Below are 26866 nucleotides of genomic sequence, written 5' to 3'. Positions count from 1 at the left end.
GCCCGACCGCTCCCGCGCATCGGCCGTTCGCGAACGGTACGTCCCTGCCTCGTTGTTTTGAGGCGCGCGACAAGGGACAAGATCATGAGCAAAGTGCCAACCACCGTCATCACCGGCTTTCTGGGCGCGGGCAAGACCACGCTGATCCGCCATCTGCTGCAAAATGCCCAAGGGCGCCGGCTGGCGCTGGTCATCAACGAGTTCGGCGATGTCGGCGTCGATGGCGAACTGGTGAAGGGCTGCAATGACGCGGCTTGCCCGGAAGAGGATATTGTCGAGCTGGCCAATGGCTGCATCTGCTGCACCGTGGCCGACGATTTCCTGCCGACCATGCAGAAGCTGCTCGACCGGCCCAATCCGCCCGAACATATCATCATCGAAACCAGCGGCCTCGCTTTGCCCAAGCCGCTGGTCAAGGCGTTCCAGTGGCCCGATATCCGCACCCGCGCCACGGTGGACGGGGTAATCGCGCTGATCGACGCGGACGCGGTGGCGGCCGGCCGCTTCGCCACGGATGAGGCGGCGCTGGCGGCGGCGCGCGCGGCGGACCCGAACCTCGATCATGACAGCCCGTTGGAGGAGTTGTTCGAGGAACAGCTGGTCTGTGCCGACATGGTGGTGCTGAACAAGACCGACCTTGTCGACGCCGATACGCTGATCGCGGTCGAAGCGCAGGTGAAGGCGGAAACCCGCCCCGGCGTGGCGATCATCCACAGCGCGCAGGGGGCAGTCGATCCCGGCGCGCTGCTGGGCCTCACCGCTGCCGCTGAGGATGATCTGGATGCCCGCCCATCACATATCGACGGGATGGAGGAGCATGACCATGATGATTTCGACAGCTTCACCCTGTCGGGCGGCGACATTGCCAACGTCGATGCGCTGATCGCGCAGTTGAACGCGACCATCGCCGCGCACGACATTTTGCGCATCAAGGGCATGGTGGCGGTAGCGGGCAAGCCCTCGCGGCTGGTGGTGCAGGCGGTCGGCCCGCGCATCCAGCATTATTTCGACCGTGGCTGGAAGGCGGACGAAGTCCGGCGCACCCAGTTGGTCGTGATCGGCCAGAAGGGGCTGGATCACGCCGCAATCGAGGATGCACTGAAGCCGGTCATCGGCTGATGCATCTTCTGTCCGCCACGCCCGGCACGATCTCCAATGGCGAGGAGGCGATCGACCTCGACCAGTCGCCAGGCGATATCGTGATTCTGACGGTGGCGGACAGCGAACTGGCCTGTTTCGCCAAGGCGGCGGCGCGCCTGATCGACGAGGCGCCGGCAGCCGGCGCGCCCAGCGTGCGCCTCGCCAATCTGCTCCAGCTGCGGCACCCCTATTCGGTCGACCTCTATGTCGAAAAGGTGATCGCCCACGCAAAATTCGTCTGCGTCATCCTGCTCGGCGGCAAAAGCTACTGGCCCTATGGCATAGACGAGATCGCACAGCTGGCGCGGGAGCGGGGCATCGCCTTCGCCGCGATCGCCGACGGGCGGGAGGATGATCCCGCGCTCGACCGGGCATCGACCGTGCCGGCCGACCTGATCGCCCGGCTGCGCGACTATCTGCGGCAGGGCGGCATGGCCAATGCGCTGGGCTTCCTGCGAACCGCCGCGCGCACGATCGGGCGGGATGCGGGCATGCCCGATGATCCGGTGCCGGTGGCAGATGCGGGCCTGTATCTGCCGGGCATCGATCGCCCTGCACTGTCGGACCTGCGCGCGCGCTGGAAACCGGATGCGCCGGTCGCCTGCCTGATCTTCTACCGCGCGTTGATGGTGGCCGGGACGCTGGACGCAGTCGATGCGATGATCGCGGCACTGGAGGCGCGCGGCTTCAATGTCGTGCCGGTTCATGTCCGGGCCTTGCGCGAGCCTTTTGCGATGGACTGGCTGACGGGCGTGTTGGCGCAGGTGCGGCCGGACGTGATCCTGAACGTGACCAGCTTTGCTGCCTCCACCTCGTCTGAACCCCGCACGCCGAGCGTGCTGGAGCAGGCCGATTGCCCGATCCTCCAACTGGCCTTTGCCGGCGTCGAGGAAAGCGAATGGCAGGATGCTGCACGCGGCCTTGGCCCGCGCGACCTGGCCATGAATGTCGTGCTGCCCGAAGTGGACGGGCGCATCTTCACCCGCGCCGTCGCCTTCAAGGCGGCCGAGCGGTTCGATCATCTGACCCAGTGCGGCATCATCGTCCCGCGCGTGGCGCCCGGCCGCGTCGCCTTCGTCGCCGACTTGGCCGCGAACTGGGCGCGGTTGCGCCGGACCCCGGTGGACGAACGGCGGGTGGCGCTGGTGCTGGCCAATTATCCCAATCGCGACGGGCGGATCGGCAATGGCGTGGGGCTGGATACGCCGGCCAGCGCGGCGGCCATCCTCGCCGGACTGGCGGCAGCGGGCTATGCTATTGGCCATGCGCCCACGAGCGGCGTGGGGCTGATGCGCCTGCTGACCGGTGGCGTCACCAATGCGCTCGATTCGCTCGATCGACCCGGTGAGGTCGCGCTGTCGCTGACCGACTATCGTGCCGCTTTCGCCACCATTCCGGCAGTAGCGCGCGCCGCCATGCTGGAGCGCTGGGGAGATCCGCAGGCCGATCCCTTTGTACGCGACGGTGCCTTTCGTCTGGCGGTACACAGATTTGGCCATATCGCCCTCGCCGTCCAGCCGGCGCGCGGTTACAATATCGACCCCAAGGCCAGCTATCACGATCCCGCGCTGCCGCCGCCACACGCTTATCTGGCCTTTCACATCTGGCTGGACCGGCATTTCGGCGCGCAGGCGGTGGTGCATGTCGGCAAGCATGGCAATCTGGAATGGCTGCCGGGCAAGGCGGTGTCCTTGTCGGAGTCCTGTTTCCCGGAAATCTGCGCCGGACCGGTGCCGCAACTCTATCCCTTCATCGTCAATGATCCGGGGGAAGGCACGCAGGCGAAGCGGCGGATCGGCGCGGTGATCGTGGACCATCTCACCCCGCCGCTGACCCGCGCCGAAACCTATGGGCCACTCAAGCAGCTCGAAGCGCTGGTCGACGAATATTATCTCGCCGCTGGCATGGACCCGCGCAGGCTCAACCGGCTGCGCCGCGACATTATCGACCTCGCCCGCAGTCAGGGGCTGGACAAGGATGCGGACGCGCAGGGCGATGACGAGGACGCGCTGTCGGCGATCGACAATTATCTCTGCGAACTGAAGGAATTGCAGATTCGTGACGGGCTGCACGTCTTCGGCCGGTCGCCGGAGGGGCGGTTGCGGCGCGACCTGCTGATCGCGCTCGCACGGACGCCGCGCGGATATGATCATGGCGGGCAGGCGTCGCTGCTGCGGGCAATGGCGCAGGATCTGGGGCTCGACTTCGATCCGCTCGATTGCCGGATGGGGGATCGCTGGACCGGGGTGCGGCCGGACGCGCTGGCAGGCGTGTCGGACGAACCCTGGCGCACCCATGGCGATATGGTGGAACGGCTGGAGTTGCTGGCGGCAACGCTGGTGGACAGCGATCAGCGGCCGGCGTGGGGAAAGGCGACGGCCAGCGTGCTGGACATGATCGCCGGCGATCTCGCGCCCCGCATCGATGCCTGCGGCGAGCGGGAAATGGCGGCGCTGCTGCGCGGCCTCAATGGGCGTTTCGTCATGCCCGGCCCATCCGGCGCGCCCACGCGCGGGCGGCCCGATGTGCTGCCGACCGGGCGCAATTTCTTTTCGATCGATACCCGCGCCGTGCCCACCGCCGTCGCCTGGGAATTGGGCAGGAAATCGGCGCAGTTGCTGGTCGACGATTATTTCCAGCGGCAGGGCGACTATCCCCGCGCCATGGCGCTGTCCGCCTGGGGCACGGCGAACATGCGCACGGGTGGCGATGATATTGCGCAGGCGCTGGCATTGATGGGCGTGCGGCCGCGCTGGGACTGGACATCCGGCCGGGTCGTCGGGTTCGAGATGATGACCCTGGCGGAACTGGGCCGGCCGCGCGTAGACGTAACCTTGCGCGTGTCGGGCTTCTTCCGCGATGCCTTCCCCGAACAGATGGACCTGATCGACAGCGCCGCCCGCGCCGTGATGGCGCTGGACGAGCCGGAAGAGGATAATCCTGCCGCCGCCCGCCACCGGCGCGAAACGGCCGCGTTGCTGGAACAGGGGCAGGAAGCCGCCACCGCCGCCCGGCGTGCGGGCGCGCGGGTCTTCGGGTCGAAGCCTGGCGCCTATGGTGCGGGGTTGCAGGCGATGATCGACGAAAGACTGTGGCACAGCCGTGCCGACCTGGCCGATGTCTATCTCGACTGGGGCAGCTATGCCTATGGTGCCGGGGTGGAGGGTGACGCCGAACGCAGCCTGTTCGCCACGCGGCTTGGCCAGGCGGACGCGGTCGTCCAGAATCAGGATAATCGCGAGCATGACCTGCTGGACAGCGACGATTATTATCAGTTCGAAGGCGGCATCGCCGCGGCGGTCGAACATCTGAAGGGCGCAAGGCCGGTCAGCTACCATAATAACCATAGCCGCCCCGAACGCCCGGTCATCCGCACGCTGGAGGATGAAATCGGCCGCATCGTGCGCGGGCGCGTGACCAATCCCAAATGGATCGCCGGGGTCATGCGCCACGGCTACAAGGGCGCGTTCGAGATCGCCGCGTCCGTCGATTATCTCTTCGCCTTCGCCGCCACCACCCATGCGGTGCGCGACCATCATTTCGACGCCGTCCACGCCGCCTTCATCGAGGATGAGGCCGTGCGCGCCTTCATGGCGGATGCCAATCCCGCCGCGCTACGCGAAACTGCCGCGCGCCTGAACGAGGCGCTGGAGCGCGGCCTGTGGAAACCCAAGTCCAACAGTGCGGGCCTGCTGCTCGCCAGCCTTTTGATTTAACGCGTTTTCTTAACCAGCAGATGAAGCCATCTGCTTGGAAAACGCTCTAGCAGGAGCATGAAGATGGTGGAACGCACCGAGGAACAGCATAAGGCCAAGATGCAGAAAAAGCAGGCCGCGCATGACCGCATCATCGCCGGCAAGACGGTGGAGAAGGGTCTGCTGATCGTCCATACCGGCAAGGGCAAGGGCAAGACCACGGCCGCGCTCGGCATGGTGGTCCGCGCCATCGGCCATGGCAAGAAGGTCGGCATCGTCCAGTTCGTGAAGGGGGCGATGACCACCGGCGAAAGGCAAGTTTTCGACGCTTTCCCCGATCAGGTCGAATTCAAGCCGATGGGTGAAGGCTTCACCTGGAACACGCAGGACCGCAGCCGCGATATCGCGCTGGCGCGGGAGGCGTGGGCGGAGGTGAAGCGGATGATCGCAGACCCCGCTTACGCCATGGTGCTGGCCGACGAACTCAATATCGTGCTGCGCTACGACTATCTGCCGCTGGACGAGGTGCTGGCGGTGCTGACCGCGCGACCCGAGATGAAGCATGTCATCGTCACCGGCCGCAACGCGCCCGAAGCGCTGATCGAGCAGGCCGATCTGGCCACCGAGATGACGCTGCTGAAGCATCCGTTCCGCGAACAGGGCGTCAAGGCGCAGCCCGGCATCGAATTTTAGGAGGAAGTCGCCGCCGCCAGCGCGCGCGCGGCCTTCACATAGGCCGGGCCGCCGCACACGGTCCAGGCCTGCGGGATGCCGATCCGCCGGATGCTCCGGAGCGCGGGATGATGCATCATTTCCGTGCCCTGATCGGTCACCCGGTCGGTCGCGCTGTCCACGATCAGATAATCCGGGCGGGCCGCGACAACCTCCTCCAGCCGCATCTGCGACAGGGACGGCCTGCCCAGCTTTCCGGCCAGATTGGTAAGGCCCACCCGCTGCATCAGGTCATCGATCAGCGTACCGGTCCCGGTCAGATAGCCGCGCCGCTGATAATAGGCCGCCACCCGGCCGGCACCGGCCCTGCCGATGGCCCGCATGTCGGCATCCATCTGCGCGATCAGCGCTTCGCCGCGTGCCGGTTGGCCCACCGCCTTCGCCACGTCGCGGATGGAGGCGACGATCGCGTCGTAGCTGTCGGCGCCTTTGAGGTCCATCGCCGGATAATGGCGCGCCTTGAGCACCGCGATCGCCGGATTGCGCCGCACCGGCATGCCGATCATCAGGTCGGGATCGGCCGCTAGCACCGCTTCGGCCGAGCCGTTCAATATGGGCAGCCCCCCCACCTGCGCGGCCACGGCGGACATATGGGGATCGGCCGCATTATGGGTCAGCCCGGCAATCTGATCGCGATCGGCCAGCGCCACGACCAGCTGGTCCGCGCACAGGTTGAGCGAGACGATGCGGCGCGGCACGGCTGGCGCCTTGCGCACCGGCGCGGCCGCCATGGCCCAGCCCGCAATGCCCGCCGCCACAGCAAGGATCAGGCCGCCCAGCAGCCGGGGTGACGGGATAGGCTTCATCGCACCAGCCCCATAGCGTGCCGTTTCGACGGCGCAACCGTGACGATGCGATGGCGCGCTATCCGCCGGCCGGCGCGAGCGCGATCAGCGCTGCTTCCCGTCTTGGTCCGATCTCCACCGTCTCGACGTGCGGGTCGCGTCGCACGCCGCCCGGCAAAGGCATCTCCGGTGCCGGGGTCCAGCTTTTGTTGGCGGGCGGCATGACCTGTCCCACGATCGGCCGGGAGGCGGCGCGGAGCTGATCTTCGGACCTGTCCGCCGCCGCCATTACCGGCCGCGCACTGTCCCGATGCGCCAGCGACAGGCGCGCGATCCGACCGACCAGCGGCTCGGCGCCACCGGCCGATGCCTGGAAGGCCGGCGGCGTTCCCCACCAGCCGGTCCAGCGGAAGAAGAGATGGGTGCCGACCTTCGCCGTCTTGTCCAGACTGGCGCTCCAATAGGGTAGGACCCAGTCGGTATGATAATGGGTGGCAAGGCCCACCGGCCGGAACACCGCGCCTGACAACGCGCCCTTTGCGATCGTCCGCGCACGCTGCCAGGCGGCCGGCGACGGCGTCCGGGCCAGGGCGCCATCACAGGTGAAGGTGAACTGGCAGCCGGTGCGCCGTTCCTGTCCCTGAAAGACGACGCCGCACACCGATTTGGGAAAGGCGGGATGGCGCACGCGGTTGAGCACCACTTGCGCCACTGCCTGTTCGCCGACCCTATCGTCGCCCGCCTCGTATATTTGCGCGGCGGCCAGACAATCGGTGGCGCGTGCCAGATCGTCCGCCCCGCCGGCGAAGCGGAAGGGGCTGGCCGCCGGATTTGGGCGCGGCGACATGGGAATGGCGGCGTTCACCGTCCGCGCCTTGCCCATAGGCAGCGCATAGAGCTGCGACGGCTCCACTCTGGGGAGGGAAGGCGGTTTTCGGTCAAGGGCCGTCTGGTCCACTGCCTGCATTCTGTCCGGCACCTGCGCCATCGTCGGCGCTGGCGCCTTTTGCCCCTGCGACAGCGCCAACGCGGCCAGCAGGAAGGCCAGCCCCATCAGGACGGTCCCCGCCACCCGGCGCGAGGCGAAGGCCGTGGCCATCGCGTCAGCTATTGTCGCGCAGGCCGGTGCCGGGCCGGCGCGTGGCCAGCGGCACGAAGGAAACCGGCTTGATCGGCACACCACCATGCGAAGCGGCCTCGCCAACCTCGAACAGATGGTAGAGGAAGGATATCATCGCCTCCCGCCCCTTGTCGCTCAGTTCCACCAGCATGCGGCGATGATCCCGCGGGTCATACCGGCGGACGACCAGGTCGGCATCCTCCAGGCTTTCTATCCGCCGGATCGTGCCAGTGGCGCTCTCGCCGGAGATCGCCATCGTATCCTTGACGCACAGGGTCCGCCCCTCTTCCGCAACGACGAACAATTCCAGCATGATGTCCCAGGCGGAATCGCGGAACACATGTTTGGGGAAATGCTGGGAGCAATGAATCCGCGCCTGCTGCGTTTGCCGGGCGAGGGCAAGCAGCGACATGCCGGACATATCCGGTGTCGATGATCCCTCTCTGCGTTCGCGCGAAGCCATGCTTACATCCTTGCACTGCATTCTCTTCGATCGAGTCAAAGGCTGACCCCGCCACCTTAACGAACCCTAAACAGCGTAATTTTCTTGCGGTCACGCGACCGAAACTGTCTCCATTTCCGACCGATCCGGTCCCTGCGCCTCGGCCTTCAACTGGTCGACCAAAGCGTGCAGCCCACTGCCATGCGACCCTTTGACCAGGATGATATCGCCCTCGCGCATCGTCTGCTTCAGATGCGCGTATAATTGCCCGACATGGTCCGCGTGCAGGCCATGGCAATCGGGCGGCAAGCCGGCCCATAATGGCGCGTACAGCGAGCCAAGGGCATGGACGCAGTCAAGCTTATGACGCCCTATCCGGGGCGCCAGCGCGGCATGATAGCGCGCCGCATCCGGCCCCAGTTCCAGCATTTCGCCCAATATCGCGATGCGCCGACCGCCCGATCGCGCGCCCAGCAGGTCCAGCGCAGCGGCCATGGAGGCGGGATTGGCGTTATAGGCTTCGTCGATCAGCGCGATCCGCCGGCCATCAATGGTCAGCGCCAGTTCCTCGCCGCGCCCGGCCAGCGGACGGAAAGCGGCCAGCGCCTCCAGCCCCCGCCCGAAATCCCGGCTTGCGTCCAGCGACAAAGCGGACAGGGTCGCCAGCACCGCCAGGCTGTTGAGGGCCATATGGCGCCCCGGCGCCTGCAAGCGATAATGGAGCATGCCCATGGGGGTCTTCGCCTGCATATGGTCGCCCTGCCGCCCGACCAGCCGGAAGTCCGCCTCCGCAGCCTCGCCATAGCTGATGATGCGCAGATCATGTGCCAGCGCCAGCGCGCGCACGCGCGGCAGTTCCGCCATGTCGGCGTTCAATATGGCCACGCCACCGGGCGCCATTCCTGCGAAGATCGCGCTCTTGCGCCGCGCCACAGTGGCCAGATCATGATGAAATTCCAGATGCGCCGGTGCGATATTGGTGAATACCGCAATGTCGGGCCGGGTAAGCGCTGCATTCTGCTGCATCCGGCCGATCGCCAGTTCCATCACGATATGCGGCGTATTCCACGGGATAGAGGCGAGATTCCAGGCAATGCCGTGCGGCAAATTGGCGTTCAGCCGGGTTTCGCCCACCGCACCCCATGGCCGCAACGTCCGCGCCAGCATCGCGACCATGGTGGTCTTGCCCGCGCTGCCGGTCACGCCGATCAGCTTGCCGGTCATCGCCGCGCGGGCATGCCGGCCGAGCGCCAATATCGCCTCGTCATTATCGGGCACCGCCAGCACCGGCAGGCCGGCACCGGCAAAGCGTTCGGGCGCGCTGGTGATGATCGCCGATGCCTGCGGCTTCAGGCGATCGATCAGGCGCGGGGGGATACCGCGCTCCCCCTCCCTGCCCCGCATCACGACCATCTCGCCATCGCGCAGGCTGGGTGGGAAGATGCACAGCCCCTCCGCTTGCCAGTCGGCAGGCGGCGGCACGGTCCAGCGTCCGCCCGTCGCCTGGCAGACACTGCGCGCGGTCCATCCGGTTTCGGCGGGGAGCGCTGCCTCTTCCGCCTGTGTCTCCAGCAAGTGCCGGCGATAGGCGACGAGGCCCGACAGATAATGTTCGACGTCATCGATGCGCACGCGAAAGGCATGGTGGCGGATGAAGAAGCTGCCGACGATCCGACGCGGGTTGGCGAAGAACATCGCCAGTTCGGGCCAGAAATGACCGTTCAGCAGATAATGGGCACGGGCATGCAGCGCGCGGTGGAATTTGCCGAGGTCGATCGTGTCGAGCAGGTGGCGGTGGTCTGGGTCGGCGGACAGGCGCGCGATCATATGCTGCGCCGCCATCATAAGTTCCAGCAGCGTCGGGAAGGTAGTGATGCGATTTTCCACGAAATCCAGATGGTCGCGGACATTGTCTAGCCCGAAGCGGAACCAGGCCTCGTCCGCGCGGTAACGGGTCAGTTCATTGACGCAATAGCTCAGCCAATGGTCGTGCGCCGCCGCATGGCCCGCCGCGATGAAATGGGTGAAGGCCCGCGCCACCGCTTCGATCCAGCGCGGATCGCCGGTCAGGCCATAGAGGCGCATCAGCCCGAAGGCGGCCTCCCCATCATAATAGATGATGCGGAAGTCCTGCTTCACCGTCAGCGTCGGATAGTCGAGTATATGAACGAAGCGCCCGCTCACCTTGTCCTGCATATGCAGGATGCCGGCGGCGAGTTGATCGAGCAGCGGGCGATAGCGGTCGGTCGCCATCAACTCGCTATATTTGACCAGGGCGAGCAGGCAGACGGCGTTGCCACCCAGCTTCGCCTCATTACCGGGATCGACCAGGAAAGCGGCCTGCGTGCCGTCCGGCAGGGTGGCCGGGCGGATCAACTCGTGCTCCAGACAGGCCAGCGCCCGTTCGATCGCGGCGAGCAGCGTGGGCGATCGCGTCACCTCCCAGCTTTCCAGCATGGCATAGGTGCTGCTGGCGTGGCGCAGGCTGTTATAGGCGGCGATCGGCCGGTCGAAACAGGGGTGCCAGCCATAATGGAAGCGGCCGTCCGGCTGCACCTGCGACGCGAGATAGGCGCTGCCGTCATCGATCAGGTGCAGCAGCAGATCGGGGTCCAGCCGCTCCACCGTCCGCCGCCCGGCATTGCGGCCCTGCTCGCGGATCGCGTGGAGGACGCCATCGGCGCCCATGAACAGGCCGGCGGTGGAAAAGAGCCAGACCGGCGTTTCATCGCCGAAGTCGATCGCCCGGATGCCATGGCGCAGCCGGGCGTAGCGCCGGATGTTGCCTTCATTGACGATGGCGGTGGGATGGCCATTGCCACCGTAAAGCATGGCGTTGGCGTTGATTTCCGTTTCCAGAAAGGCCTGTTCCAGCGCCGCGTCGAGCGAAATGCCGAGGCGGAAATAGTTGCGTTTCGTGACATCCAGTCTCTGCCGCAGGCTTTGCCAATCGGCCTTTTCGACCGCGCGGACCCAATCGACGCGCAGCCAGTCCAGCCGGTCCGCCGCCGCGCGGAGCAGTGGTAATGCCTTTTCCCAGCACCGCGTCGCATCCGGCGCGCTGACGCTGATGGTCTGCGCCCGCGTCGCGCCATCGGTGAAGGACAGGAACAACACGACCGTCGGCGCGCCATCAACCGGCACCGCCGCCACCTGCCGCACCCGATCGCCGATTGCGGCCAGCCTTTCTTCCAGCGGTCGGCTCATCGTTCGCGCAACGCTTCACGGGCGCGGTTCAAAGGCTTCAGCAGATATTGCATCACCGTCTTGCTGCCGGTGTGGATATCCACCGTGGCGATCATGCCCGGCACGATCGGGAAGCGCTTGCCCGCCTTGTTGACGACGGCAACCGATTTGGTCCTGACGAAGACCCGGTAATAATAGATTTCCGGGTTCACCTCATCCTTGATCGTGTCCGGCGATATGCTCGACACCGTCCCTTCCAGCCCGCCGTAAATGGCATAATCATAAGCGGTGATCTTGACCGTCGCCCGCTGGTTGGGATGGATGAAGGCGATGTCGCGCGGCGAAATACGCGCCTCGATCAGCAACTGGTCGTCCAGCGGCACGATCTGCATGATCTCGCCATTGGGCGACACCACGCCGCCGATGGTGGACACCTCGATACTCTTCACCACGCCGCGCACCGGGGATCGCAGGGTCAGGCGCTTGAGCGTATCGGACCGGCCACGCACCACCGGCGCCAGTGCCTCCACCTCCTCGCTGACCTTGGCCAGATCCTGCTGTGCCTCGACCAGATATTGCGATCGCAGATCGGATTTCTTGAGCGCCAGTTCGGCCTGCTGCCGCTTCAGCCGGAGCACTTCCACGCTGCTGGCAGCACCAACGGCGATCAGGGATTCGCCGATCTTCACTTCCTTGCTGATGAGGGTCAGGGATTCGTCGATCAGCCGGTCGGAACTCATCAGGCTGTCGCGCCGGTCGCGATAGAGGCGCGTTTCAGCGGCCTTCGATTCAGGATAGCGGTCGAGTTCTGCGGGGAAGACGATGGCGGTACCGCCAACCTCGGCCCGCAATCGTGCGGCGCTGGCCAAGGCGGCGCGATATTTGGCCGCGCTTTCATCCACTGTCGATCCGGCCTGGGTGGGGTCCAGTTGCGCCAGGATTTGCCCCGGCTTCACGATATCATCCTGCTTGACCATCAGCCGGGCCAATATGCCGCCTTCCAGCGACTGAATGACCTGTTCCCGGCTGGTAGGAACGACACGTCCGCTGCCGCTGGCGACCTCGTCCAGCTTGGCGAACCAGGCCCAGGTGAAGGCGGCAACGAACAATGCCGTGACCAGCCACAATAGCCGCTTCGCGCCGGCGATGCGGCTGCGCCCTTCATCGTCGAACTGCCATTCGTCATCGATGACCGCGACGCCGCTCATGCTACCCTCGCCCGATTGGCCTGCATGGTGCGGAGCGCCGCATCCTTGGGCTGGTCCAGCAAGATGCCGCCGTTGTCGATCACGATCACCCGGTCGACCAGTTCCAGCACCCGCATCCGGTGGGTCGCGATCACCATCGTGCGTCCCTGCCCCCAGTTCTTGAGGCCGTCGATGAAATGGCGTTCCGACACTTCGTCCATCGCGGCGGTCGGCTCGTCCAGCAGCGCGACGGTCGGGTGCCGCAGCAACAGCCGGGCCAGCAGCAGCGACTGGATCTGCCCACCCGACAGGCCGTTCCCGCCCTCCAGGATGACATGTTCCAGCCCGCTGCGCAGGCGCCGGACGAACTGAATCGCGCCGGTCATCGCCAGCATGGACAATATCTCCTCATTGGACACGTCCGGCGCGCCCAGCGTCAGATTTTCGCGGATGGTGCCGTGGAACAGCCGGCTGTTCTGCGACAGGAAGCTGACGTCGCGGCGCAGGTCGTTGGGGTCGATATGGTGGAGCGCCAGATTGTCGACCAGCACTTCGCCCGACACCGGCTGCATCATGCCCGACAGCGCCTGCAACAGGGTCGATTTACCCGCGCCGTTGCGGCCCAGCAGCGCCACTTTCTCGCCGGCCTTGATCTCCAATTCCGGAATCGTGAGCGCCGGCGGGCTGTTCGGGTCGGCATAGCTGAACACCCCACCATGGATGGTCATCGTGCCGGCGATCGCATGCACGGAAATACGATGTTCCGCATCGGGCCGGTCTACCGGCAGGCTCATGATCTGATTGAGGCTGCCGATCGCCACGCGCGACTGTTGGAAGCGGCTGAGCAGCGACGTCACCTGCGACATGGGTGCCATCATCCGCGACCCCAATATCGAGGAAGCGACCAGCGCGCCGGTCGTGATATCGCCCGCAATCACCATCGGCGCGCCGACGCACACGATCCCGGCATAGACGCCATTCTGCACATTCTGCGTCCAGACGGTCAGGCTGTTGGTCAGGCCGCGCAGTTTCAACTGCTGCTCCCCCGCTTCGGAATTGTAGCGGTTCCAATGCTGCTGAAACCGCTCCTCGGCCTGTAACGCCTTGATATCCTCTATCCCCTGCACGGCCTCCACCAGCATGGCGTTGCGCAGCGAGGCTTCCCGCATCGACGCGGTGGCATAGGCGCGCAGCTTGCGCTGGGCGAGCAGGCCCGGCACCAGCAGCAGTACCAAAGCGGCCAGCGGCACCAGCACCAGCGGCCCGCCGATAAACCACAGGATCACAAGGAAGATGAGGAAGAAGGGCAGATCCGCCATCGCCGCCACGGTGGTGGAGGTCAGCAGTTCGCGCACCTGATCCAGATCGCGCAACTGGGCGATGAACGTGCCGGTGGACGTCGGCCGCGCCCGGTTGCGCACGCGCAGCGCATGGCCGAACACCTTGTCCGACATGCGCAGGTCCGCGCGCTTGCCCAGCACATCGACGATGTTCATGCGCAGCCGGCGCAGCAGGAAGTCGAAGCCGATCGCCATCGCCACGCCCAGCACCAGAATATAGAGCGTCGGATAGGATTCCGCCGGGACCACCCGGTCATAGACCTGCATCGAGAAGATCACGCCGGACAGGCCCAATATATTGGCGATGCAGGACGCCACCATCACATGCACATAGGACCGGCTGTCCTGATGGATGATCCGCCGCAGCCAATTTTCTTCCTGTTGATGGATATAGGGGTCGACACGGGCATCGGGGGCCGCGCGCACCGGGCGGGCGATGACCAGCAGGGTCGCGCCCCGCGCCACGTCCGCGATCGGCATATGGGCGCGCAGACCGCCCTCGCCCGCCAGAGACAGCGTCGCCTCGCCATCCTCGGCTATGGCCGTGACCAGCGCCAGTGCGCCGTCGCTCATCCGCACGATCATCGGCAGGCGCCAGCCGGACAGCTTGTCGCGCGCGTCGGGGGTGCGGAACCGGATCGACAGGCCCAGCGCGCGCGCCATGCCGCGTATCTTGGCCTGCTCGCCGTCCATCCCGGCCCACAGGCCCGCCAGCTTGGCGCCCTGCTCGCTATTGGGCAGGCCATAATGGCGCGCCACCTGCTGCAACAGGTCCAGCCAGGCGTCGATCGACACCGCGGCCGACGGCGTTGGATCGGCGGCCGCGCCTGCGACCGGCTTGATCGGCGGCATCATGTTCATAGCGTCACCCCGCGCACCACTGTGCCCGTGAGGTGAAAGGCGGCGCGGGTCCGGCCCGAATTATAGAGGCAATCCATCTGCAACCGCCGCAGGTCGTGGGCGGTATTGGCCGCCTCGAACCGGACCTGCTGGAATTCCTGCTCGGCATTGAGCAGGTCGACCAGCGTGCGCGTGCCCATTTCCAGATATTGCATGCGATAGAGCTTGCCGGTTTCGTCCATATTGCCCTCTCGCGATGCCAGCGTCTTGAGCAGCGCACCCAGACTGTCGATCTGCTGCTGCGCCTCGGACAGGCGCTGCGCCGTCTCGTTGCGCGCCCGATCGGTGGCGGCATCGGCAGCCTCCAGCGCGAAGGCCGCGCCGCGCACCCGTGCCCTGGTGATCCCGCCGCCGAACACATTGCTGCTGACGTTGAGGCCCAGCGAATAGGCGCTGCGCCGGCTGGACAGCGGATCGGACACGTCGATCGTGCTGGTGCCGGCGATGGAGATGGTGGGCATTTGCTCGGCCTTGCGGCGTTTCAGATCGGCAACGGCCTGATCCTTCTGTGCCTCTGCCACCATGACGGCCGGCACGTCGGCCCAGTCGGGCGGCGGTTGGCGGCAGGCCGCCATCAACCAGCCCGGCACATCCTCATCGACCTTGGCCGGCGGCGCCGTGCGCCCCAGCAAATAGGCCAGATTGCTGGACCAACGGCGGCGTGCCGCCTCGATCTGCGACAATGTGGCGATCGCGGCTTCCACGCGGGCCTGCGCCTGCAAGCCATCCGACCGGGTCGCCGCGCCCTTTTCCACGCGGCTGTCGACCAGATCGCTGATCGCCCTGACCCGCTCCAGTTGCTCCAGCCCGATCCGGTGCAGCGCTTCACCGCGCTGCACCTCGACCATGGCATAGCCGGTGTCGCGGATCAGTCCGTCCACCGCCAGCAGCATCTCCGCCTCGCCAACCCGCGTACCCGCGCGCGCGCCCTCTACCGCGCTCGCCACCTTGCCGAAATCATAGAGCATCTGGGAGGCATTGATCTGCGGGCGGGGGCGCCAGTCGGCGGTCAGGCGGCTATCATAGCCGGTGGCGAGGCCAGCGCTGATCTGCGGCGAATAGCCGGCGCGGGCGACATCCACTTCGGTCGTGCGGGCGTTGAGTTCGCCCGCCGCCTGGGTCAGCACCGGGTGCCAGGCGATCGCCTCCCGGGCGGCTTCTTCCAGCGTCACCGGATCGGCGAGGTTTACCGCCGGGTCGGTCTGTGCAGTTGCGGCCGAAACAAGCAGGCCGCCGGCGAGCAATAGATAGGCTCTGCCGTTATGGAACCATGTTCCCATGCCGGTCATATCCTCATCCAGTTATGACCAGCATGGGTGGCATTGGTTACGAACATGCTAACATGATGAGATTGTTATCATGTCGCTATCGCAATGGATTTCACCTTTCTCTATTCATAACAAACCCTGTCATAATGCATGACCGTTATTCATATTATGCTTTTCGATATCGTCCGATGTCGTGAGATATCCAAGCGGATCCTGAGGCACATCCACCGACGTCAGATCGACGCTTTCGGGTCCGGTAGCCGTCCCTGTATCAGCCAGTTCCACCCGTTCTGGCAGAGGCTGGCGGTCGAGATAGGCCGACAGGACATTTTCCAACACGCCCTGCCCTTCGAACATCTGATAGGCCAGTTCGCCCAGCACCTCGTTGGACACGGGCACGTCGGTCTGGTCCGTATCGGACGCAACCGGCTGATCGACGCTCGTCGCCTCGACCGGACCGGATGCCGATGCCGCCGCGACCAGATCGGTGCCCGAAGTGCTGCTTTCCTGCACCGTCGGTAAGGTCGCATCCTCGGAAGCCGCACTGACGGCCGGTTCGGACGCCTGGCTCGCGGTGTGATGCGTATCATCGCTGACGGCCGCTGACTCATCCATACGCAGGCTCGCCTCCTCGACCGACATCACCGCCGACGTCGCGCCGGAACCGACATTGATCGTCACATCCAGCGTGGCCGTGGCCGTCACGCCATTGGGCTGGACGATCTGGTAGGTGAAGCTGTCAACCAGATTGACGGTCGAATGTGGGATCGTTGTGCTGGGCGTATAGCTATAATGGCCCGTCTCGTTGACCGTCAGCTTGCCATAGGTGCCCTGGACGGTCACCGCCGTCTCGCCCACTTCCACGAAGCCACTGCCCGTCCCGACCTTCACCACCGGGAAGGCGGTGCCGGTCACGTCGTTGGCGAGCAACTCGCCCTGCGTCCCGGTCACGCTCGACACCGTATATTGGTCGAAATGGGTGATCGACTCGCTGATATAGACGGTCGATCCATAGGCCGTTCCCAACCCGTTGGTGCTGGACACCGTATAGGTATAGGTGCCGGCCGGCAGATCCTCGAACGTATGGGTGATGCCCGATCCCAGCGGCAACCCGGCGACCGATACCGCCGTATAGTTGCCCACCGTCGCGCCCGCCGCATTCTTTACCGTGATGGTGTAGCTCGGCAACAGGGCGATCGCGCCGCCGCGAATGACGGTGATGGTGACATCCGGCTGACTATTGGCGGCAACGGTGAAGCCGTCGCTGCCCGACCGGGTGCTCAGGATCGGCGTGTTGAACGAGAATTCGACCGTCGGCGCCACCGTCTCCACGACATTCTGATACTGGACCCCGGCGGTCGCGACATCATGATTGGCGATCGGAGCGGCCGTGATGTCGTCGCTGCCGATCGTGATCGACAGGTTCGCCGTCTCCGTCTCGCCATCGCTCTTGTCGATCAGCGTATATTGGAACACGTCGGTCTTGCCGATCGACGCAGCGGTCGGCGACGGGGTGTAGGTGTAGCTGCCGTCCAGATTGATGACCAGCCGGCCGAAGGCACCGTTCACCACCGTGCCATTGGCATTGACCGCCGTCGTCACCCCGTTGACGGTCACGCTCTGGATCACCGTTCGCGGACTGATGATGTCGATATGGCCGTCAGGGCTGGGATCGGTGATGACATTGCCGTGGATCTGTTGGGGCACGATGCCGCCAATGTCGGTGAAGTCCGAATCGGTCCCCGCCACATTGAGCGCCCCCAGCAGGCCGACGCCCGCCGCTCCGTCGAACGTGACGAAGGCACGATACTGGCCCGGCCCCAGCGTTTCGGTGCTGACCAGATTGCCGTTCAACAGGTTGAGTTGCAGCAGCGACGCGCCATTGCCGCCGCCCACGGCGACCCAGGCCGACCCGTTCCAGCGCTGCACCGCAACCGAATAGCCGCTGAGCACGCCGATGCTGAGCGTCGCATCATAGGTGAAGACGGCGTTCAGGCTATGGCCGTCCGCCACGGTGAAGCCGACGCTGGGGGTCGCCAGTACCTGCGCATTGAGGTTGAGCAGGCCGAGCGACACCAGCGCCAGATAATTGGCCGTGCCATGGTTCACCGCCGTCGATATCGGCAACAGGTCGATCAGGGCGACCGTGCTGTTGTCGAATGCGGCGATGTCGAACGGCGCACCCACAATACCGGGCTGCGACTGGTTGCCGGCCGCATCGGTCTGGGTCACGGTCAGATTCTGACCGCCGACCTGCGGACTGGACAGGGTGACGGAGAAGCGACCGTCCGATCCGACCTGAGCGGTGCCGATCACCGTGCCGGTTCCATCGCGGACCCGCACCGTCGCTCCGGCTTCACCAATGCCGGTCAGCGTCGTGCCGGCAGTGTTGACCGCCAGATTGACCGGCGCATTGGGCGCCGTGATGTCGGGTGCGATGGCGCTGGTCGAAGTAGACGGATTCCCGGCAACATCGGTCTGGATGACGCCGATCGTCTCGCCATTGGCCTGCGCCTGGGTCAGCGTCACCGAATAGCTGCCATTGGCCGCGACTACCGCCGTGCCGATCACGGTACCCGCGGCATTCGTGATGGTGACGGTCGCGCCGGCTTCGCCCGTGCCGGTCACCACTGTACCGGTGGCCGATACGCTGGCGGTTGGTGCGGCAGGCGGCGTATGGTCAGGCGCGGTGACGGCGGTATTGGGCGATCCGTTGCCCGCCGCGTCCGCCTGGCTCACGCTTAGCCGCTCGCCATTCAACTGCGCGGGGCTGAGTGCCACGGTGTAGCTACCATTGGCGGCTACCGTGGCGGTGCCCAGGATCGTGCCGTCGGCGGCCCGGACGGTGATCGTCGCCCCGGCCTCGCCCGTCCCCGTCACCGCCCCGCCATTGGCGGAGACGGCGGCAGTCGGCGCCACCGGCGCCGTCGTATCCGGCGCGGTCAGCGGTACGGTCGGCGAGACATTGCCTGCCGCATCGCTCTGCACCAGCGTCAGCCGCTCGCCATTGGTCTGTGGCGTCGTCAGCGTGGCGCTGTAGGTGCCGTTGGTGGCCACGACCGCCGTGCCCAGCAGCGTGCCGGTGGCATTGGTGATGCGGATGGTTGCGCCAGCCTCGCCCGTGCCACTGACCACCGCGCCATTGCCGCTGATCGTCCCGGTCGGGGCCGCCGGCGGCGTGCTGTCCGGCGCCAGCGCCGTCGCGCGGGGCGACACATTGCCTGCGGCATCCGCCTGCGTGATGCCTAGCGTCTGCCCATTGGTCTGCGGTGTCGTCAGCGTGGCACTATAGGTGCCATTGGCCGCCACCGTCGCCGTACCGATGACGGTACCGGCCGGACTGGTGATGCTGATCGTCGCACCCGCTTCGCCCGTGCCGTTCACAACCGTGCCGTCGGCGGTAACGGTGCCGGTCGGCGTGGCCGGCGGCGTGATATCCGGCGCGATCGTCGGCACACGAACCGACACATTGCCCGCCGCATCCGCCTGCGTGATGCCAAGCGTCTGCCCGTTGGTCTGCGGCGTGGTCAGGGTGACGCTATAGCTGCCATTGCCTGCCACGACCGCCGTGCCGATGACCGTGCCCGCCGGATTCGTGATGCTGATCGTCGCACCCGCCTCTCCCGTGCCGTTCACTACCGTCCCATCTCCGGTAACGGTGCCGGTCGGTGCAGCAGGCGCGGTAATGTCCGGCGCGATAGTGGGTACACGGACCGACACATTGCCCGCCGCATCCGCCTGGGTCACGCCCAGCGTTTCGCCATTCACCTGCGGCGTCGTCAGGGTCGCGCTATAGCTGCCATTGGCCGCCACCGTCGCGGTGCCGATGACCATGCCGGCCGGGCTGGTGATGCTGATCGTCGCGCCAGCCTCGCCCGTGCCGGTCACCACCGTGCCATCGGACGATACCGTACCGGTCGGCGGGGTCGGCGCCGTCGTATCGGGTGCCGTAATTGGCACGGTGGGCGACACATTGCCCGCCCCATCCGCCTGCACCAGCGTCAGTCGCTCGCCATTGGTCTGCGGCGTCGTCAGGGTGACGCTATAGCTGCCATTGCCAGCCACGACCGCCGTGCCCAGCAGCGTGCCGGTCGCATTGGTGACGCGGATGGTCGCGCCGGCCTCACCCGTACCGCTGACCACCGCACCGTCGCCGCTGATCGTCCCGTTCGGGGCGAGCGGCGCTGTGATGTCCGGCGCGATCGTCGGCACGCTTACCGACACATTACCGGCGGCATCCGCCTGAGTCACGCCCAGCGTTTCTCCATTCACCTGCGGCGTCGTCAGGGTCGCGCTGTAGCTGCCATTGCCCGCCACCGTCGCGGTGCCGATGACCGTGCCAGCCGGATTCGTGATGCTGATCGTCGCGCCAGCTTCGCCCGTGCCGGTCACGACCGTGCCGTCGGACGATACCGTCCCGGTCGGCGCGGTCGGCGCGGTCGTATCCGGCGCCGTGATCGGCACGGTGGGCGACAGATTGCCCGCCCCATCCGCCTGCACCAGCGTCAGTCGCTCGCCATTGGTCTGCGGCATATTCAGCGTCACCGAATAGCTGCCATTGCCCGCTACGACCGCCATGCCCAGCAGCGTGCCGGTCACATTGGTCACGCTGATCGTCGCTCCAGCCTCGCCGGTACCGCTGACCACCGCACCGTCGCCGCTAATCGTCCCGGTCGGGGCGAGCGGCGCTGTGATATCCGGCGCCGTCACATCGACATCGACCGAGTCATTGCCGGCTGCATCGGTCTGCACGATGCCCAGCGTCTCGCCATTTACCTGCGCCGGGGTCAGCGTCACGACATAGCTGCCATTCGCCCCCACGGTCGCGCTTCCCAGCACTGTCCCGGCGGCATTGGTGATGCTGATCGTCGCGCCAGCCTCGCCCGTGCCAGTCACGACCGTGCCATCGGACGATACCGTGCCGGTCGGCGCAGCGGGCGCCGTGATATCGGGCGCGGTGATCGCCACGGTGGGCGACACATTGCCCGCCAAGTCCGTCTGCACCAGGGTCAGCGCCTGGCCATTGGCCTGCGGCGTATCCAGCGTCACCGAATAGCTGCCATTGCCCGCTACGATGACGGTGCCCAGTACCGTACCCGCGGCATTGGTCACGCTGATCGTTGCACCGGCTTCACCCGTGCCACTGACCACTGCACCGTCGCCGCTGATCGTCCCGGTCGGGGCGACCGGCGCGGTGATATCCGGCGCCGTCACATCGACCTCGACCGAGTCATTGCCGGCTGCATCGGTCTGCACGATGCCCAGCGTCTCGCCATTTACCTGCGCCGGGGTCAGCGTCACGACATAGCTGCCATTCGCCCCCACGGTCGCGCTTCCCAGTACCGTCCCGGCCGCATTGGTAATGCTGATCGTCGCGCCAGCCTCGCCCGCGCCGGTCACGACCGTGCCATCGGACGATACCGTGCCGGTCGGCGCACCGGGCGCCGTGATATCGGGCGCGGTGATCGCCACGATGGGCGACACATTGCCCGCCAAGTCCGTCTGCACCAGGGTCAACGCCTGGCCATTGGCCTGCGGCGTATCCAGCGTCACCGAATAGCTGCCATTGTTCGCCACAACCGTGGTACCCAGCACTATTCCCATGGCATCGCTGATCGTGATGGTCGCGCCGGCTTCGCCGGTCCCGGTCACCTCCGCGCCATCGGGCGCGATCGTCCCGGTCGGAGCGAGCGGCGCAGTGATATCCGGCGCCGTCACATCGACCTCGACCGAATCATTCCCGGCCGCATCGGTCTGCACGATGCCCAGCGTCTCGCCATTCACCTGCGCCGGGGTCAGCGTCACGATATAAGCGCCATTGACGCCTACCGTCGCCGTGCCCAGCACCGTGCCGTCGGCTGCTGTGATGCTGATCGTCGCGCCAGCCTCTCCCGTGCCGGTCACCGCGGTACCATCGGACGTTACCGTGCCGGTCGGCGCATCGGGGGCCGTGATGTCGGGCGCGGCGATATCGACCTCGGGCGAAATATTGCCGGCGCCATCGGTCTGCACCAGGGTCAGCGCTTCGCCATTGGTCAGCGCCGGGTCCAGCGTCACGCTATAGCTGCCATTAATCGCCACGACCGCCGTGCCCAGCACCGTACCATCCGCGTCGATGACGCTGATGGTCGCGCCCGCTTCGCCGGTGCCCGTGACCGCACTGCCGTCAGGCGTCACCGTTCCGGTTGGGGCATCGGGCACCATCAGGTCCGGCGTCACGACGATGGTGGGGTCGGATTCATTGCCCGCCGCGTCGATTTGCGTGACGGTCAGTTCCGATCCATCGGTCTGCGGCGGGGTCAGCGTCACCGCATAATGGCCATGGCTATCGACCGTTCCGGTGCCGATCAGCGTGCCGTCAGCATCGCGCACCGCAACGGTCGCACCCTTTTCGCCTGTGCCGGTCACGACCATGCCGGTCGGATCGATCTGAGCCGTCGGGGCCGTCGGATCAGTGATATCGGGCGCAGTGATGATGACCGGGACAGAAGAATTGCCCTCTGCATCGTTCTGCACGACGACCAGTTTCTCGCCATTGGCCTGCGCCGGGTCGAGGGTAATGCTGTAATTGCCATCCCCATCCACGGTTGCAAAACCAAGCGAGGCACCGCCGGGACCGGTGATGGTCACCGTCGCGCCGCTCTCGCCCGTGCCCGATACGGTCACCCCATCCGGTGTGATCGTGGCGGTCACCGGATCGGGGGCATCCGGCCCGTTCAGATTGGGTGCGGTGACCGGCACTTCCGCCGATTCATTGCCCGCCGCATCGCTTTGCACGACGATCAACGGTTCGCCATGGACCTGCGGCGGCACGAGCGCGCTACTCCAATTGCCGTCGCCATCGACCGTGGCGATGCCGATCACCATGCCGGTCGGATCGGTAATGGTGATGGTCGCGCCATTTTCACCCGTTCCGCTCATTGACGCGCCGTCTGCGGCGATGTCGGCGGTCGGCGGTTCCGGTGCGGTCAGGTCGGGCGCGGTCACATCCGTCTCATCGGATATATTGCCGGCCGCATCCGCCTGGGTCACGACCAGCGCTTCGCTGTTCACCTGTGGCGGAGTCAGCACGACCGAATAATTGCCCTGCGCGTTGACGGTAGCGCTGCCCAGCAGCGTGCCACCCTCTGTCCGCACCTCGACCGTGGAACCGGCGACACCCGTGCCGGTCACGATCCGGCCGGTGTCGTCGATCGTCGCTGTGGGCGGAGGCGGTGCGGTAGTGTCATCGGCCGTCACCGACGCATCGGTCGATTCATTGCCAGCGGCATCACTCTGGGTGATGGTCAATGTTTCGCCATCGGTCCGGGCCGGGCTCAGCAGGAAGACGTAATTGCCATCCTGATCGACCGTTGTCGTTCCAATGACGTCTCCCGAGGCATCACGCACCGTGACGGTCGCGCCAACCTCGCCCGTCCCGCTGATCGACGCGCCATCGGTCGCGATCGTCGCCGTCGGTGCATCGGGTGCCGTCAGGTCCGGCGCGACGATGTCGGTCGGATCGGACACATTGCCTGCCGCATCCACCTGCGTCACCGCCAGCGGTTCGCCGTCGACCTGCGGCGTCGAAAGCGTGACGGTATAATTGCCCTGCGCATCGACCACGCCGCTGCCCAGCAGCGTCCCGTCCGCCGCGCGCACCTCGATCGTGGAGCCGGCAACACCGGCGCCCGTGACCACCGATCCGGTCACCACCGTGCCCGTCCCGTCGATCGTCGCGCTCGGCGCGGGCGGCGGCGTCGTATCGGGTGCCGTCACCGACACGCCGGTCGATTCGTTGCCGGCGACGTCGCTCTGGGTGATGGCCAGCAATTCGCCATCCACCAGCGCAGGGTCGAAATCGACCACATAATTGCCGTCCGCATCCACCGTCGCCGTGCCGATGATCGCACCGGACGCATCGCGCACCGTGACGGTCGCGCCAACCTCGCCTTCGCCACTAACGGACGAGCCGTCGGTTGCGATCGTCGCCGTCGGTGCATCGGGCGCCGTCAGGTCCGGCGCGACGATGTCGGTCGGATCGGACACATTGCCCGCCGCATCCACCTGCGTCACTGCCAGCGGTTCACCATCCACCTGCGGCGTCGAAAGCGTGACGGTATAATTGCCCTGCGCGTCGACCACGCCGCTACCAAGCAGCGTCCCGTCCGCCGCGCGCACCTCGATCGTGGAGCCGGCAACGCCAGCGCCCGTGACTACCGATCCGGTCACCACCGTGCCCGTCCCGTCGATCGTCGCGCTCGGCGCAGGCGGCGGCGTCGTATCGGGTGCCGTCACCGACACGCCGGTCGATTCATTGCCGGCGACGTCGCTCTGGGTGATGGCCAATATCTCGCCATCCACCAGCGCAGGGTCGAAATCGACCACATAATTGCCGTCCGCATCCACCGTCGCCGTGCCGATGATCGCACCGGACGCATCGCGCACGAGGATCGTCGCACTAATTTCGCCGGTCCCGCTGACGGATGACCCATCCATCGCGATCGTCGCCGTTGGTGCGTCGGGCGCCGTCAGGTCCGGCGCGACGATGTCGGTCGGATCGGACACATTGCCTGCCGCATCCACCTGCGTCACCGCCAGCGGTTCGCCGTCGACCTGCGGCGTCGAAAGCGTGACGGTATAATTGCCCTGCGCATCGACCACGCCGCTGCCCAGCAGCGTCCCGTCCGCCGCGCGCACCTCGATCGTGGAGCCGGCAACACCGGCGCCCGTGACCACCGATCCGGTCACCACCGTGCCCGTCCCGTCGATCGTCGCGCTCGGCGCGGGCGGCGGCGTCGTATCGGGTGCCGTCACCGACACGCCGGTCGATTCATTGCCGGCGACGTCGCTCTGGGTGATGGCCAACACTTCGCCGTCCACCAGCGCGGGGTCGAAATCGACCACATAATTGCCGTCCGCATCCACCGTCGCCGTGCCGATGATCGCACCGGACGCATCGCGCACCGTGACGGTCGCGCCAACCTCGCCTTCGCCACTGACGGACGAACCATCGGTCGCGATCGTCGCCGTCGGTGCATCGGGCGCCGTCAGGTCCGGCGCGACGATGTCGGTCGGATCGGACACATTGCCCGCCGCATCCACCTGCGTCACTGCCAGCGGTTCACCATCCACCTGCGGCGTCGAAAGCGTGACGGTATAATTGCCCTGCGCGTCGACCATGCCGCTACCCAGCAGCGTCCCGTCCGCCGCGCGCACCTCGATCGTGGAGCCGGCAACGCCAGCGCCCGTGACTACCGATCCGGTCACCACCGTGCCCGTCCCGTCGATCGTCGCGCTCGGCGCAGGCGGCGGCGTCGTATCGGGTGCCGTCACCGACACGCCGGTCGATTCATTGCCGGCGACATCGCTCTGGGTGATGGCCAGCAATTCGCCATCCACCAGCGCAGGGTCGAAATCGACCACATAATTGCCGTCCGCATCCACCGTCGCCGTGCCGATGATCGCACCGGACGCATCGCGCACCGTGACGGTCGCGCCAACCTCGCCTTCGCCACTGACGGACGAACCATCGGTCGCGATCGTCGCCGTCGGTGCATCGGGCGCCGTCAGGTCCGGCGCGACGATGTCGGTCGGATCGGACACATTGCCCGCCGCATCCACCTGCGTCACTGCCAGCGGTTCGCCGTCGACCTGCGGGGTCGAAAGCGTGACGGTATAATTGCCCTGCGCATCGACCACGCCGCTACCAAGCAGCGTCCCATCCGCCGCGCGCACTTCCACGGTCGATCCCGCAGCAGCCACACCGCTTACCACCGTGCCTGTCCCGTCGATGACCGCACTCGGTGCCGGCGGCGCCGTGATATCGGGTGCTGTTACGGAGATTCCGGGTGACACATTGCCGGCCGCATCGCTCTGGGTGACATCCAGCACTTCGCCATCCACCAGCGCAGGGTCGAAATCGACCACATAATTGCCGTCCGCATCCACCGTCGCCGTGCCGATGATCGCACCGGACGCATCGCGCACGATGATCGTCGCACTAATTTCGCCGGTCCCGCTGATGGATGACCCATCCATCGCGATCGTCGCCGTCGGTGCGTCGGGCGCCGTCAGGTCCGGCGCGGTGACCGACGCCGGGTCGGACATGTTGCCAGCCGCATCAATCTGCATCACCGTCAGTGCTTCGCCCTCGACGCGTGGCGGTGAGAGAACGACGCTATAGCTGCCGTCCGGCCGCACCACGTCGCTGCCGATCAGATTGCCGTCCGCGTCCCGTACATCGATTATGGCACCGGGCTCGCCCGTGCCGGACACGGTGGCGCCATCCGCCGAGATGCTGGCGACCGGCATGTCGGGTGCGTCCAGATCAGGCGCAGTAACGGGCACTTCTGTCGATTCATTGCCCGCCGCATCGGTCTGCGTGACGGTCAGCGCTTCACCGTTGGTCTGCGCGTCAGTCAGCGTGGCCGAATAGGTGCCGTCGCCCTGGACGACGGCCGTGCCGATCAGCGCGCCAAAGCGGCTATAGATGCGAATGGTGGCGCCGCGTTCGCCCATACCGCTGACCGATTGGCCATCGGGGGATATGCTGGCGATCGGAGCTTGCGGCGCGGTGCTATCCGGCGCCGTCAGGGTAACCGGATCAGACACATTGCCTGCCGCATCCGTCTGGCTGACGGTCAGCGTCTCGCCATTATTCTGGGGCGGACTGAGCGCGACACTGTAATTGCCGTCGATACCGACCTGCGCCGTGCCCAGAACCGTGCCGGCCGCATCATAGACCGTGATCGTCGCGCCGGGCTCGCCAGTGCCAGTGACGCTGCTGGACGTTTCCAATGTGGCATCGGGTGCGTCGGGCGCCGTCAGATCCGGCGCGATTGCCAGCGCCGGCGGCGACACATTGCCCGCAGCGTCCATCTGCGTGACCATGACCGTCTCGCCATTGGCCAGCGCCGGGTCGAGATCGATCGCATAATTGCCGTCGGCATCGGCCGTTCCGCTGCCGATCAGATTGCCGTCCGAATCCCAGACCTGAACCGTCGCATGCGCCTCCGCCGTGCCAGCGCAAACCGTCCCGGTCGCATTCAGCCTGGCCGTAGGCGGCGCAGGTTCATCAACGTCGGCATCA

11 protein-coding genes and 1 pseudogene (1 of these 12 cut by a window edge) are annotated in these 26866 nt (G+C 66.3%); 3 read left to right on the top strand and 9 right to left on the bottom strand.

All coding sequences use genetic code 11. From position 1 onward, the window contains the following. Positions 1 to 84: 84 nt before the first annotated feature. The 3 genes from cobW (at position 85) to cobO (ending at position 5528) form a co-directional block, all read left to right on the top strand. Entirely contained in the window at positions 85 to 1119 is a 1035-nt protein-coding gene (cobW, locus tag ACNHGR_RS16385) for a cobalamin biosynthesis protein CobW (protein WP_475287441.1), read from the top strand. Continuing rightward, complete coding sequence (cobN, locus tag ACNHGR_RS16380) at positions 1119 to 4856, top strand: cobaltochelatase subunit CobN (protein WP_475287439.1); 3738 nt, start codon at positions 1119 to 1121, stop codon at positions 4854 to 4856. The genes cobW and cobN overlap by 1 nt, the downstream gene beginning before the upstream one ends. Positions 4857 to 4919: 63 nt before the next feature. Beyond that, a complete protein-coding gene (gene cobO / locus ACNHGR_RS16375) occupies positions 4920 to 5528 on the top strand; it encodes a cob(I)yrinic acid a,c-diamide adenosyltransferase (protein WP_475287437.1) in 609 nt (202 codons plus the stop codon). Here cobO and ACNHGR_RS16370 read toward each other — a convergent pair. The 9 genes and pseudogenes from ACNHGR_RS16370 to ACNHGR_RS16330 form a co-directional block, all read right to left on the bottom strand. Next, positions 5525 to 6373, bottom strand: coding sequence for an ABC transporter substrate-binding protein (locus ACNHGR_RS16370; RefSeq protein ID WP_475287436.1), 849 nt, complete (start codon positions 6371 to 6373; stop codon positions 5525 to 5527). The genes cobO and ACNHGR_RS16370 overlap by 4 nt on opposite strands. 286 nt (positions 6374 to 6659) lie before the next feature. Next, a pseudogene (locus ACNHGR_RS16365) lies at positions 6660 to 7289 on the bottom strand (cell wall hydrolase); the annotation flags it as partial. Positions 7290 to 7455: 166 nt separating this feature from the next. Beyond that, entirely contained in the window at positions 7456 to 7935 is a 480-nt protein-coding gene (locus ACNHGR_RS16360) for a MarR family transcriptional regulator (RefSeq protein ID WP_475287434.1), read from the bottom strand. Positions 7936 to 8025: 90 nt separating this feature from the next. Beyond that, entirely contained in the window at positions 8026 to 11121 is a 3096-nt protein-coding gene (locus tag ACNHGR_RS16355; RefSeq protein ID WP_475287433.1) for a UDP-N-acetylmuramoyl-tripeptide--D-alanyl-D-alanine ligase, read from the bottom strand. After that, positions 11118 to 12308 (bottom strand): beta-barrel domain-containing protein, encoded by a 1191-nt coding sequence (locus tag ACNHGR_RS16350; protein WP_475287431.1) that lies wholly within the window; start codon positions 12306 to 12308, stop codon positions 11118 to 11120. Before ACNHGR_RS16350 ends, ACNHGR_RS16355 begins: the two co-directional genes overlap by 4 nt. Beyond that, positions 12305 to 14488 (bottom strand): type I secretion system permease/ATPase, encoded by a 2184-nt coding sequence (locus ACNHGR_RS16345; RefSeq protein WP_475287429.1) that lies wholly within the window; start codon positions 14486 to 14488, stop codon positions 12305 to 12307. Before ACNHGR_RS16345 ends, ACNHGR_RS16350 begins: the two co-directional genes overlap by 4 nt. Then, positions 14485 to 15816, bottom strand: a complete 1332-nt coding sequence (locus tag ACNHGR_RS16340; protein WP_475287427.1) for a TolC family protein — start codon at positions 15814 to 15816, stop codon at positions 14485 to 14487. The genes ACNHGR_RS16345 and ACNHGR_RS16340 overlap by 4 nt, the downstream gene beginning before the upstream one ends. Positions 15817 to 15936: 120 nt before the next feature. Continuing rightward, the gene (locus tag ACNHGR_RS16335) at positions 15937 to 26826 is read right to left on the bottom strand and encodes a BapA/Bap/LapF family large adhesin (RefSeq protein WP_475288455.1); all 10890 of its coding nucleotides are present in this window, start codon (positions 26824 to 26826) and stop codon (positions 15937 to 15939) included. Then, a protein-coding gene (locus ACNHGR_RS16330) for a hypothetical protein (protein ID WP_475288497.1) crosses the window boundary here: on the bottom strand, positions 26823 to 26866 show its end. Its footprint extends 4279 nt past the window's final position; the window shows 44 of its 4323 coding nt (coding positions 4280-4323); its start codon lies off the right edge, out of view; its stop codon occupies positions 26823 to 26825. Before ACNHGR_RS16330 ends, ACNHGR_RS16335 begins: the two co-directional genes overlap by 4 nt.

It is taken from the genome of Sphingobium sp. RS1 (assembly GCF_056156825.1).
Note: the sequence above shows the minus strand (reverse complement) of the source record. Positions and strands in the feature narration are given on the sequence as shown.

Excerpts from the sequence above, each read along its gene's own strand:
- ACNHGR_RS16340 (WP_475287427.1), bottom strand. The coding sequence starts at position 15,816 with ATGACCGGCATGGGAACATGGTTCCATAACGGCAGAGCCTATCTATTG.
- ACNHGR_RS16350 (WP_475287431.1), bottom strand. The coding sequence starts at position 12,308 with ATGAGCGGCGTCGCGGTCATCGATGACGAATGGCAGTTCGACGATGAA.
- cobN (WP_475287439.1), top strand. The coding sequence starts at position 1,119 with ATGCATCTTCTGTCCGCCACGCCCGGCACGATCTCCAATGGCGAGGAG.
- ACNHGR_RS16370 (WP_475287436.1), bottom strand. The coding sequence starts at position 6,373 with ATGAAGCCTATCCCGTCACCCCGGCTGCTGGGCGGCCTGATCCTTGCT.
- cobW (WP_475287441.1), top strand. The coding sequence starts at position 85 with ATGAGCAAAGTGCCAACCACCGTCATCACCGGCTTTCTGGGCGCGGGC.
- ACNHGR_RS16360 (WP_475287434.1), bottom strand. The coding sequence starts at position 7,935 with ATGGCTTCGCGCGAACGCAGAGAGGGATCATCGACACCGGATATGTCC.
- ACNHGR_RS16345 (WP_475287429.1), bottom strand. The coding sequence starts at position 14,488 with ATGAACATGATGCCGCCGATCAAGCCGGTCGCAGGCGCGGCCGCCGAT.
- cobO (WP_475287437.1), top strand. The coding sequence starts at position 4,920 with ATGGTGGAACGCACCGAGGAACAGCATAAGGCCAAGATGCAGAAAAAG.
- ACNHGR_RS16355 (WP_475287433.1), bottom strand. The coding sequence starts at position 11,121 with ATGAGCCGACCGCTGGAAGAAAGGCTGGCCGCAATCGGCGATCGGGTG.